At 49.3% G+C, this 11579-nt stretch carries 11 protein-coding genes; all 11 read left to right on the top strand.

The features are described from left to right. Window positions 1-150 precede the first annotated feature (150 nt). The 11 genes from IC230_RS20005 to IC230_RS19960 all read left to right on the top strand — a co-directional run bounded on the left by IC230_RS20005 (window position 151) and on the right by IC230_RS19960 (window position 11457). Window positions 151-1317 carry an epoxide hydrolase family protein gene (locus IC230_RS20005; RefSeq protein WP_191040810.1) on the top strand — a complete coding sequence of 389 codons (1167 nt, stop codon included), beginning with the start codon at window positions 151-153 and terminating at the stop codon, window positions 1315-1317. A gap of 128 nt (window positions 1318-1445) precedes the next feature. Next, a complete protein-coding gene (locus IC230_RS20000) occupies window positions 1446-1790 on the top strand; it encodes a carboxymuconolactone decarboxylase family protein (protein ID WP_191040809.1) in 345 nt (114 codons plus the stop codon). A 248-nt stretch (window positions 1791-2038) separates the two neighbouring features. Then, entirely contained in the window at window positions 2039-3304 is a 1266-nt protein-coding gene (locus IC230_RS19995; protein WP_191040808.1) for an efflux RND transporter periplasmic adaptor subunit, read from the top strand. 105 nt (window positions 3305-3409) lie between these two features. Then, window positions 3410-4870, top strand: a complete 1461-nt coding sequence (locus tag IC230_RS19990; protein WP_191040807.1) for a TolC family protein — start codon at window positions 3410-3412, stop codon at window positions 4868-4870. Between the two features lie 127 nt (window positions 4871-4997). Then, the gene (locus tag IC230_RS19985; RefSeq protein ID WP_191040806.1) at window positions 4998-5660 is read left to right on the top strand and encodes an ABC transporter ATP-binding protein; all 663 of its coding nucleotides are present in this window, start codon (window positions 4998-5000) and stop codon (window positions 5658-5660) included. A 99-nt stretch (window positions 5661-5759) separates the two neighbouring features. After that, window positions 5760-7007, top strand: coding sequence for an ABC transporter permease (locus tag IC230_RS19980; protein WP_191040805.1), 1248 nt, complete (start codon window positions 5760-5762; stop codon window positions 7005-7007). 73 nt (window positions 7008-7080) lie between these two features. Then, entirely contained in the window at window positions 7081-8235 is a 1155-nt protein-coding gene (locus IC230_RS19975) for an ABC transporter permease (protein ID WP_191040804.1), read from the top strand. Window positions 8236-8359: 124 nt separating this feature from the next. Next, window positions 8360-8560 (top strand): four helix bundle protein, encoded by a 201-nt coding sequence (locus IC230_RS34060; protein ID WP_223860726.1) that lies wholly within the window; start codon window positions 8360-8362, stop codon window positions 8558-8560. Then, on the top strand, window positions 8497-8718 hold the full coding sequence (locus IC230_RS34055) for a four helix bundle protein (RefSeq protein WP_317171808.1): 222 nt from the start codon (window positions 8497-8499) through the stop codon (window positions 8716-8718). Before IC230_RS34060 ends, IC230_RS34055 begins: the two co-directional genes overlap by 64 nt. 85 nt (window positions 8719-8803) lie before the next feature. After that, window positions 8804-10180 carry a sigma-54-dependent transcriptional regulator gene (locus IC230_RS19965; RefSeq protein WP_191040803.1) on the top strand — a complete coding sequence of 459 codons (1377 nt, stop codon included), beginning with the start codon at window positions 8804-8806 and terminating at the stop codon, window positions 10178-10180. Then, window positions 10177-11457 carry a sensor histidine kinase gene (locus tag IC230_RS19960; protein WP_191040802.1) on the top strand — a complete coding sequence of 427 codons (1281 nt, stop codon included), beginning with the start codon at window positions 10177-10179 and terminating at the stop codon, window positions 11455-11457. Before IC230_RS19965 ends, IC230_RS19960 begins: the two co-directional genes overlap by 4 nt. Window positions 11458-11579: the final 122 nt, after the last annotated feature.

The raw sequence follows: 11579 nt of genomic DNA, 5'->3' as shown, positions 1-11579 counted from the left end.
GATCTGTATGCCGTAAGACACTGCTGTTGGATGAGTTAACTAAATTAATAAAACATTCATAGGGAAACTGTCATTTACTTGTTAGTCAGCTTCATTAAGCTGGTTGGCAACTCAATCAATGACCACCTCAATCAACGACAACCTATTGAAATGGCACATCCATTTATAATAACCGTTGATCCGGCAACGCTGGATGATCTGAACCGACGATTGGCGAAAACCCGATGGCCCGATGAACTAGACAATGCAGACTGGAAAATGGGGACCAGTGAAGCTTATTTACGGGAGCTATGTCTGTATTGGCAACAGACGTTCGACTGGAAAAAACAAGAAGCCTATCTGAACACCTTTTCGCATTTTAAAACAACGATTGATGACGTTGGCATTCATTTCATTCATCAGAAAGGGAAGGGGAAAACATCGTTGCCGTTACTTCTAACGCATGGCTGGCCTGATTCATTTGTTCGTTTTCTGAAGCTGATTCCGCTGCTGACGGAAGCGGATGAGAATGGCTTCTCATTCGACGTTGTTGTCCCTTCCATTCCGGGCTATGGTTTCTCCGACATTTTTACCGAAGAAGGTATGAATCCAAAGAAAATTGCCAGCCTCTTCGCCGATCTGATGACTGATGAACTCGGCTACGACAAATTCATCGCTCATGGCGGAGACTGGGGCGGCACCATCACCGAACAACTGGCTCTCTATCATGCCGATGATTTACTGGCCATTCACCTGACCGATCTGCCGTTTCATCATACGCTGGAACAGCCCGACGATGCCAGTAGTGCGGAGAAGATGTTCTTTGAAAAAATACAGCAGTGGCAGCAAACCGAAGGGGCTTACTCGATGATCCAAAGCACGAAGCCGCAAACCCTCGCCTACGGCCTTACTGATTCGCCAGCGGGGTTGGCGGCCTGGATCGTCGAAAAATTCTACGCCTGGAGCGACAACGACGGCGATCTGGACAAGGCGTTTACGAAAGATGAGCTGCTGACGAACCTTACGATTTATTGGGCAACCAAAACCATCAACTCATCCGTTCGACTGTATTACGAAGCGATTCAGGCTATTATGGCGGCTAAATACAATCCGCTGATAAAGTTTAATCCTTTCGACAAAACGGGCAAGAAATCCAAAGTAAAGGCTGGTTTTGCGCTTTTCCCGAAAGACATTGGTACTCCGCCCCGGGAACTGGTTGAACGGTATTTTACAGTGGAGCGATGGACTGAACTGCCAGCGGGTGGACATTTTGCTGCGATGGAGCAGCCAGAGCGTTTAGCCGCCGAGATTCGTGAGTTTGTTATACGTAGCGCATGAGCTAGAAAGGCCGTAAAGGCTGGTAGTTCCGTGATAGAGCATGCCATTCTCAGGTACGTACCTGCTCGCCTGGAATACGTACCGTTGCTGTTGTTTACTAATTAGTTCACTACTATTTCTAAACCCTTATGTCTGAATACCAAACTCCAAAAGACCGTGCGTATACCGACAGCCTTCTTAAGTCTGCTCCCAAAGAGGCTGCCGCCTTCATGAATCTCAAACACACAGCCGAACGAAAGGATGGCGTCATTCCCATAAAATACCGGGAACTGATGTCGGTAGCCGTTGCTCTGACAACACAATGTGCGTACTGTATTGAATCACACATCAACAATGCCGTTGCGGCTGGCGCTACCCGCGAAGAGATCGCCGAAACGGTGTTCATTGCGGCAGCCCTTCGGGCAGGTGGTGCCGTTGGCAATGGTCTTATGGCCATGCGTCTGTTTGACGAAGCAAGTAGGGAAACTATATGAGTCTTCGGACTTTTAGTTAGCTCACCACTACGTATAACCATGCCCTGTTGCAAACCCCGGAGAATTGGTGAAACCAGAGCGTAATGGTAGCGTATACTGATTAAACCAGTGCGATTGTGCGATTCTGCATAGAAGTGTGCGGAATCGCACAAATTTTAAGTAAATGATTTTTGTAACGTACTGAAATATAGAATCTTGCCTGCTGGCACGTTGTTTGGCTTAATTATCTGTGAGATACTACACAGAAAATGGACAAAGAACTTGCCCCCGAACTAGCAAATCGCTCCCGCAATAAAACCCTGCTCATTGGAGCAACGGTTGTCATTGCGTTGGTTGCTATGCTAACCTGGGCTCGCAATGCCCTCAAAACATCCGTCGAAGCCGCCCGAATCCGGACGTCAATAGCCGAGATTGGACCCGTCGAAAACTCGCTTAACGCAACGGGAGAAGTAATACCGGCCTTCGAACAAATCATCACCAGCCCCATTCGGGCCAGTATCCGGCGCGTACTGCTCACACCCGGTACGTCTGTTAAGCCCGGTCAACCCATCCTGGACCTCGATAAATCGCTGTCTGAAATCGAACTGGAAAAACTAGACGACCAACTGGCGTTGAAACGTAACGGCATCGATCAGTTGCGAATGAAGTTGAATAAAAGTCTCTACGATGCGGAAGTGAATGACCAGATCAAGTTGCTCAACATCAATAAACTAAAAGCCGATCTGGAGGGCACCCGACGTTTGCAGAAGGTAGGGGGAAGTACGGGCGAAGACGTAACTCGTGCGGAAAACGCGCTACGTGTGGCCGAGCTGGAGAAGAAGCAATTAGAAAATGATCTCTCGTACAACCGGCAGTCGATGGGGGCCAGCCTGCGCGAAACGACCTTACAGGCACAGATTGAAGAGAAAAACCAGAAAGAGTTACAGCATAAGCTTAAACAGGCTGACATTGTCGCCGACCGGCCGGGCGTACTGACGTGGGTCAATGAAAATATCGGGTCGTCGGTCAACGAAGGCGAAATGCTGGCGAAACTGGCTGATCTGGCGAGTTTCCGGGTTGAAGGTTCCTGCTCCGATGTGTACGCTGAACAAGTGAAAGTGGGTTTGCCGGTAATCGTGAAAGTAAACGAAACGAACCTGCGCGGAACGATTACGCAGGTGAAACCCGCCGTGAAAAATGGGATTGTTCAGTTCGTAATCCAACTGGAGAACAATCACCATACCTCATTACGTCCCAATATGAAAGCTGACGTATTTGTCGTGACGGACCGCACAGCAAAGGCGGTTCGAGTGGCGAACGGGCCGACGTTTAAGGGTAAGCGAACGCAGTACGTCTATGTATTGCCAAAGGGGAGTAACGTAGCGCACCGTCGGGAAGTGTCGATTGGGCTTTCCAACTTCGACTTTGTTGAGATTAGGCAGGGTATCCAGCCAGGTGAACAGGTTATTCTGACTGACTTGAGCGAGTACGAGAATTTAGAGGAAATCACGATTGAGTCGAAAACGAACCATTAACCGGTACCACGGGCTTCAGCCCGTACCTGGATGGGTACAAAATACGGGCTGAAGCCGAACGCGGCCCAGCCCGTGGTACCGAAAATTACATTGATCAGAATACGTATGCCGCGCTTTTATACCATACTGATTATAGTGCTGATGCTGACTAGACCAGTCCTGGCGCAAACGCAGACAATGACATTGACCGACGTACTGCAACTGGCGCAGGCGCAATCAGTGGCCGCCAAACGGGCGAATACGCAACAACGCACAAACATCTGGTCATACCGTTCGTTTCTGGCGCAGTATAAACCACAACTGAGTTTGGACGGTACGTTACCCAACTTCACGCGGTCGTACATACAAGTCGTGCAACCCGACGGCAATATCCAGTTCGAACCCGTATCGTACAACAACTCGATTCTGAGTCTGTCGCTGAGCCAGACGATTGCGCCAACCGGAGGAACCATATCAATTCAGACGCAACTTCAGCGGTTTGATAATTTTATCCAGAATAACACCCTGTACAATGTCGTTCCATTTGGCATCGAACTAACGCAGCCTTTGTTTCGATTCAATCCCATGCGTTGGGATCGCCGGATTCAGCCGCTATTATTTGCCGAAGGAAATCAGCAACTGATCGAAAATCTTGAACAGGTTTCGGTGTCGGCCACTACGTTGTATTTTGATCTGCTGGTGGCGCAGGTGAATCTACAGATTGCCGAGACGAACCGAGTTAACAACGACACGCTCTACAAAATTGCGTTGCACAAACTCGAACTCGGGAAGATTTCGCAGAACGACTTGCTGCAACTACAGTTGAGCGTACTGAATGCCGAAAAAGATCTGGCATCGGCCCAACAAATGGCGGCTGTGGCCTCGCTAAAGCTAAAAACGTTTATCGGTTATCGCGATGAGAGTAACGGTCAATTCCGTCCGCTCGAACTGGCGATACCAAACCAGATTCCGGTTTTTGCCGTGGACGTGAAGCGAGCGCTCGATGAAGCCGGTTCGAATCGGTCGGCAGCGATTGGTTTCCGACGACGGATGCTGGAGGCCAACCGCGATCTGGAAAAAGCGCGTAAAAACAACGGTCTGAATGCTACGTTAATCGGCGGTTATGGGCTATCCAATCAGGGAGCGAGATTAGGGGAGGTGTATGTAAGTCCGCAGAATCGTGAATACGTATCGCTGCAGTTTACGCTTCCAATTATGACCTGGGGCCGGACAAGGGCCATTGTGGAAACGGCCAAAGCAAATAGTGAACTGACGCAACAAACCGTGGAACAGGACAAGCTGACGTTTGAGCAGGAGATTTTTACGCAGGTAACACTGCTGCAAATGTTGAATCAGCAGGTGACGCTTACGGCCAAAGCCGACCAGATTGCCCAGAACCGGTATCAGATTGCGCAAGATCGCTTTAAGCTTAGCGATCTGAGCGTGACGGATTTAGGAATTGCTACGCAGGACAAAGACCGCGCCCGTCGCGATGCGATCCTGGCGCTACGTGACTACTGGCAGGCGTATTACACGCTTCGCTTACTGACTTTATACGATTTTGAAACGAACCAGAAGTTAAAATGAAGGGGGAAAGGGAAAAAGGGGAAGAAAGGGAGGAAAGGATTGGTATATGAACAATCAGTTGTTTGTCCAAGAACTTTCTTCTCCTCCTTTCCTCCCTCTCTTCCTTCCTCCTTTCTCTCTTAAAACTATGATCACACTACAAAACATCGAAAAAGTGTACCGAACCAGCACCATCGAAACGCTGGCGCTCAACAACATCAACCTGGATATCAGGAAAGGCGAATTTGTCTCGATTATGGGGCCATCGGGTTGCGGCAAAAGTACGCTGCTGAACGTAATGGGTTTGCTGGATGAACCCTCGAAAGGAACCGTACAACTCGATGGTCAGGCTGTTACCCAGTACCGCGACAAAGAACTGGCCCGACTCCGTAATCAGAAAATCGGCTTTATTTTCCAAAGCTTCCACCTGATCAACGACCTGACGGTGCTCGACAACGTAGAGATTCCCTTGTTATACCGGTCGCAAAACGGACGCCCCCGGCAGGATTACGCCAAGGATGCACTGACGAAAGTGGGGCTAAGCAATCGCATGAAACACTTCCCGAAACAGTTGTCGGGTGGTCAGAAACAGCGCGTTGCCATTGCCCGCGCCATTGTCGGCAATCCCGATATCATTCTGGCCGATGAACCAACCGGCAATCTCGACAGCGCAATGGGCAACGAAATCATGAACATCCTGCAACAACTCAACGACGACGGCGCCACCATCGTCATGGTCACGCACGATGAACAAATGGCCAAACGTACCCACCGACTCATTCGCCTATTCGACGGAACGCAAGTGTTATAAAGAAAGAAAAGGAGGAGAGGGAAGAAAGGGAGAAAAGGAATTTCCTCCTCTATCCCTTTCTTCCCTCTCCTCCCTCTTCCTCCCTTTCTCCTTCAAGTTATGCTACTGAACTACATAAAAATCGCCTGGAAGGTATTGCTGCGGCATCCGTTTTATACCTTCATTACGCTCTTCGGCATCAGCCTCACGCTGACTGTGCTGATGGTGCTTACTTCGTTTCTTGACCACCTCTTCGGAAGCCATTACCCCGAAACCCGGAGAGACCGTTCGCTGTACATTATGCAGATGGAACAACGCGATTCGAGCCTGACCTCCCGGCAATCGGGTCCGATGAGTTTTAAGTTTTTGACGGACTATGCCAAATCATTAGAAACAGCCGAACGAGTTACGATCTGCACCTTTGTGAATAGCTCAAATGCGTATGTGGGTTCTCAGAAAATTAAGCTTAATACCAAGTTTACCGATGCCGATTTTTGGCACGTAACCCAGTTTGATTTTCTGGAAGGGAAACCCTACAACGAGCAGAATATTGCCAACGGAGATTACGTAGTGGTTATCAACGACGATCTTAAAAAGCAGTATTTTGGCAACACGACCGAATCGGTTGTCGGTAAGGATATTGACATAGAAAACATTCATTATAAGGTAATTGGCGTAGTGAAGGGTGGTCCTGTTACCCGGCCGTTTACGTACTCGGACGTGTATTTTCCGTACACGGCGCCCAAGAGTAACTATCAGAAAAGTAGTATGCGGGGTGGGTACGTAGCGATAATACTGGCCAAGAATAAAGCTGATTTAAAAACCGTTCAGGATGAATTCCAAAGTCATATCAGTCGTATCCCGTTGCCTGGTATTCAGGAAGGCTTCAAGTACGCTACGCTGACCGTAAAAGCGGAACCCTATGTCGAAAACTTTATCGGTACGATTCTGGATGGCGGACCTGGTCTGGCAACTATTTTTTTCGGGATAATAGGGTTTGTTCTATTCATGTTGTTAGGGTTGCCAGCCATCAACCTAGTCAATATAAACGTTAGCCGAATTATGGAACGGGCTTCGGAAATTGGCATCCGAAAAGCCTTCGGAGCACCCGTACGTACGCTGGTCTGGCAATTCATCGTCGAGAACATTTTCATTACGTTCATCGGTGGTGCTATTGCGCTGGTGTTGACGGCTGTTGTCATCCATCTGATCAACGCCAGCGGCTGGATTGCTTATGCCGACCTGACGATCAACGTGAACGTCTTTCTGATAAGTCTGGTCGTCTGCCTGATTTTTGGTCTCCTGTCAGGTGTATTGCCCGCTCTCCGCATGTCGAAACTAACCATCGCTGAAGCGTTAAAATCATAAGGCACGGAGTGGGGTAGGTAAATGCCCCATTTGCTCCCTGCCCCACGCTCCACGCAAATAAACTCTTTCCATCATGATCTCACATCTGTTTAAATTAATCTGGAACAAGAAGAAGGCCCACGCGCTGCTGATTGTCGAAATCTGGGCTTCGTTTATGGTGCTCTTTGGGCTGGCAACGCTCATCGTTGTTAACGTAGGAAATTACCGAAAGCCGCTGGGCTTTACCTACGAAAACGTTTGGGCCGTCGGGTTGAGAAGTAATCGGGACACTATCGAGGTAGCCAACAAATTACAACGGGTAGTTGATCGGCTAAAGGCCTATCCTGAAGTGGCTTCGGTCTCTCGTATGAGCAGTAATTTTCCGTTTTCGGCGAACCAGATGAACAACGGCATCGAATACAAGAAGCGGAATGTGCTTGCTGAGACGTATGGAACCGACGAGGATTTCGCGAAAACACTCGATATTCCCGTACCCATTGGCTCATGGTACCGGAACCGTGACAGCGTAGGCAAATACACGCCGATCGTTATCAATCAGAAGGCAAAAGAAGGCTTGTTCGAGGATGAAAATCCGCTGGGAAAAATTGTAAGCGATAAGTTCAGGGTTGTGGGTGTAGTCAATACGTTCAAAGCGAAGGGTGAATTTATGGCTGATAAGCCTGCTTATTTTGAGCTGGTGAAGGCAAGCCAACCCTGGAATGATACCGTGCTGATTAAAGTAAAACCCGGAACCGACGCGGTTTTTGAAGCCAAAATCGTGAAAGAAATTGCTTCTATGCTGACCGGCTGGAGCGTAGAGGTTGATTACCTGACCAATTCGCGAAAAAATCAGCATAACCTGGTCTTGGTTCCCGTTATTATTGCCCTGATTGTCAGTGGATTTTTGCTTATTAACGTAGCGCTGGGTCTGTTCGGCGTACTGAACCTGAGCATTGCCAAACGTCGGGGCGAAATTGGTCTTCGTCGGGCGCTGGGTGCCACCGGAAGTGGAATTTCAACGCAGTTTATCGGTGAGATCTGGGTGCTGGCTACGTTTGCTCTGCTAATCGGCTTACTCTTTGCCGCTCAGTTTCCGTTGCTAAACGTATTCGACCTGCAGTCGGGAATTTACGTAACGGCCATTATTATTGCAGTGCTGATTATTTACGCCATCGTTACGTTATGCGCCTTATTCCCGAGTCGGCAAGCAGCCACGATTCAACCGGCGACGGCGTTGCATGAGGAATGAGTAAGCATGGGGCAGGGAGCTTGGGGCAAGGTATGCAGCTATGGACCTTCATTATGTGTATACTAAGTCTTACTCTCCATAAAACTGTATATTGTCGCCTAAATAGTGCTATGGTATACTTTTTATGAAACGGAAACAATTTCGATTTGAGGACCTGGACATTTGGCAATTTGCTATCGAACTAGGCGACAGCCTATTCGATATTGCCGATGCCTTAGAAGTAAAACGATTATATCGCTTTGCTGAGCAGTTGCGAGGAGCATTTCCAATAATATTTGTGAAGGCTCAGGTTCAGTATCGTCAAAAGAATTCTATCAATTTCTGAATTATGCCCGTCGTTCGTGTTACGAATGTGCTAATATTCTGGTCGTTATTCAGCGTCGGCAACATATTACCGAAGAAGTGAAGCAAAGCTTATTCGATAAACTTGAACACTTGAGTCGAAAAATTCATAGTTTCCAAAAAGCACTATTGCCTTCGTAGCAAGGGGCGGGGAGTACGGGGCAGGTTTCACAAACACAGAATCCTTGCCTGCGCTCCCCGCTCCGTGCTCCATGCTCCCTACCCCATGCTCCTCATCATCGACGACGACGTAGCGATTCAAACTTCCCTTTCCTTACTCTTTCGGAAAGAAGGCTTTGCTGTGCGTGTGGCGGATGGGCCGTTCGAGACGTTTGACGTACTGGAGCAGGAAACGCCGGAAGCTATTCTGCTGGACATGAATTTCTCGGTCGATACGTCCGGCGACGATGGCTTACGGCTGTTACGTCGGATTCGGGAACGGTTGCCCAACGTACCGGTTATTCTGATTACGGGTTGGGGCAGTATCGACCTCGCCGTGGAAGGCATGAAAGCGGGTGCGAAAGATTTTATTACGAAGCCCTGGCAGAACGATTACCTCGTGCAGTCGGTCCGTACGGCCCTGAATCTGGCGCAGACCGCTCCCGCGTCACCCAATCGCCGGAAACTCGATCAGCAGTTTCAGTTCGATAACATCATCGGCGAAGATCCGAACCTGCTTGACATCCTGACGACTATTGGACGCGTAGCACCGACTGATGCGCCGGTACTCATCACGGGCGAAAGCGGCACGGGCAAAGAACTGATTGCCGAAGCCATCCACCAGAACAGCCGACGCAAACGAAATCCGTTCGTGAAAGTTAACCTCGGCGGTATTTCCAGTACGTTGTTCGAAAGCGAACTTTTCGGACACGTACGTGGCGCTTTTACGGATGCCAAAACCGACCGCGTCGGCCGTTTTGAACTGGCCAACAAAGGCTCTATTTTTTTAGACGAAATCGGCGATCTGGACCCATCCAGCCAGGTCAAGTTGCTACGTGTGTTGCAGGATCGGACGTTCGAGCCGCTGGGCAGCAGCAAGTCACGAACGGTCGATGTGCGGGTTATCTGCGCGACCAACCGAAATCTGGAAGAGATGGTCAGTAAAGGGCAATTTCGCGAAGATTTGTTTTACCGAATCAACCTCATTACGGTTCGCTTACCCGCCCTGCGTGAACGTCCCGGCGATATTCCGTTATTGGTTAATTACTTTGTCAATAATCTGAAAACGATTTACAATCGACCTGAGTTGCGCGTTGGTACGTTGGCACAGAAATGGCTGAAAAACCTGCCGTTGCCCGGTAATATTCGCCAGTTGAAGAACGTAGTGGAACGGACCGTTCTGTTGTCGCCCAACGACGAACTACTACCTGACGATTTCGAACGGAATCTCCCCCAAACGCCAACGTCCGCACCCTATGCTCTTGGCTCCCTGCCCCAAGTTGGCACGATGACATTGGAAGAGATGGAATACCAGATGATTCAGCGGGCCATGACGTTCCATCAAAACCGGGTATCGAAAGTAGCCAGGGCATTGGGCATTACGCGTTTTGCGCTCTACCGGCGATTAGAGAAATTTGGCATTCCGTATACAACTGAGGAATGAACCTACCCCTGCGAACGCGTTACCTGGTTTACATTTCTGTCGTTCATCTTGCCCTGATTGCCTTGATTGGCTGGGTATTACGTGAACAGAAGGTTTTGTTCATTGCATCGGAAGTTCTGATTCTGATCTCTGGATACGTAGCGGTGCGCATTTATCGGGCGTTTCAGCAACCGTCGGAGTTTATTTCATCGGGCATCGAAGCGATTCGGGATAAAGACTTTACCGTCAAATTCGTGCCGACTGGCAACCAGGAAGTCGATGAATTGATAACCGTTTATAACCTCATGATCGACCAACTTCGGCATGAACGTACCAAGCAGGTGGAACAGCAGTTTTTTCTGGAGAAACTCATCGAAGCGGCTCCGATTGCTATCCTGATTTTTGACTTCGACGGACGTATCGCGTCGGTTAATCCACAAGCGAGTCAACTGCTGTCGGTGACCTCTGAGGACGTAGTGGGCAAACAACTGGATGAACTCGGGTTTTCGCTGCTGGCTCAAATGGCTGATCTGGCCGATGGCGAGTCGCGGATCATGAAACCCAACGGTCTGGAAACGTACAAAGTGCTACGTTCGAATTTTATGGATCGGGGTTTCCGGCGGTCGTTTCTGATCATTGAAGAACTGACTCCTGAAATTCTGGCCAGCGAGAAAAAAGCGTACAGCAAGGTGATTCGGATGATGGCGCATGAGGTCAACAACTCCATTGGGGCCGTTAACTCGATTCTGGATGTCACGCAATCCTACGTAAGTGAACCCGACGTGCAACACGCGGTTCGGGTCGCCATCGAACGGAACGATAGGTTAAATCTCTTCATGCGCCGTTTTGCGGATATTGTGCGTCTTCCCCAGCCTCAGAAACGGTCGGCGGATATTAGCGAAATCACCCGTAACGTGGTTCGACTGATGCAGTCGCAGGCGGAGGGCCGTGGCGTGGCGCTGAATTATCTGACGGCTGAACCCAACGTTCGGCTGGTCGATGTCGAGCAGGTTGAGCAGGTGCTGCTAAACATCCTGAAAAATGCGCTCGAAGCCTGCGAGCCGGGACAACGTATCGAAGTTTTCAGCACCAGCCAATACGTCCTTATCCGCGACAACGGCCAGCCCATTCCCGACGACGTAGCAATGAACCTGTTCAATCCATTCTATAGCACGAAGCCCGACGGTCAGGGTATCGGCCTGACGCTCACCCGAGAAATCCTGATGAATCACCAGTTCGTATTTTCGCTCAAAACCAACCCCGACGGCTGGACCGAGTTTCTGATTGAATTTGCATAATGGGTCTTGCTGCTCGATTACGAAAGCAACCTCGTTTTTCAGCAATAAGACGGTTGCATCTTATAATGCCGACGATCTTGCCGTTAAGAATATTACCAAAAAATAAATGAAGCTGGGAAGTT

This window comes from Spirosoma validum (assembly GCF_014699035.1).
Taxonomy (GTDB): domain Bacteria; phylum Bacteroidota; class Bacteroidia; order Cytophagales; family Spirosomataceae; genus Spirosoma; species Spirosoma validum.
The sequence above is the reverse complement of the archived record's forward strand: the minus strand, read 5'-3'. Positions and strand labels throughout refer to the sequence as shown.

Coding starts and splice junctions, on each gene's coding strand:
- IC230_RS20005 (WP_191040810.1), top strand. CDS start 151: ATGGCACATCCATTTATAATAACCGTTGATCCGGCAACGCTGGATGAT.
- IC230_RS20000 (WP_191040809.1), top strand. CDS start 1,446: ATGTCTGAATACCAAACTCCAAAAGACCGTGCGTATACCGACAGCCTT.
- IC230_RS19995 (WP_191040808.1), top strand. CDS start 2,039: ATGGACAAAGAACTTGCCCCCGAACTAGCAAATCGCTCCCGCAATAAA.
- IC230_RS19990 (WP_191040807.1), top strand. CDS start 3,410: ATGCCGCGCTTTTATACCATACTGATTATAGTGCTGATGCTGACTAGA.
- IC230_RS19985 (WP_191040806.1), top strand. CDS start 4,998: ATGATCACACTACAAAACATCGAAAAAGTGTACCGAACCAGCACCATC.
- IC230_RS19980 (WP_191040805.1), top strand. CDS start 5,760: ATGCTACTGAACTACATAAAAATCGCCTGGAAGGTATTGCTGCGGCAT.
- IC230_RS19975 (WP_191040804.1), top strand. CDS start 7,081: ATGATCTCACATCTGTTTAAATTAATCTGGAACAAGAAGAAGGCCCAC.
- IC230_RS34060 (WP_223860726.1), top strand. CDS start 8,360: ATGAAACGGAAACAATTTCGATTTGAGGACCTGGACATTTGGCAATTT.
- IC230_RS19965 (WP_191040803.1), top strand. CDS start 8,804: ATGCTCCTCATCATCGACGACGACGTAGCGATTCAAACTTCCCTTTCC.
- IC230_RS19960 (WP_191040802.1), top strand. CDS start 10,177: ATGAACCTACCCCTGCGAACGCGTTACCTGGTTTACATTTCTGTCGTT.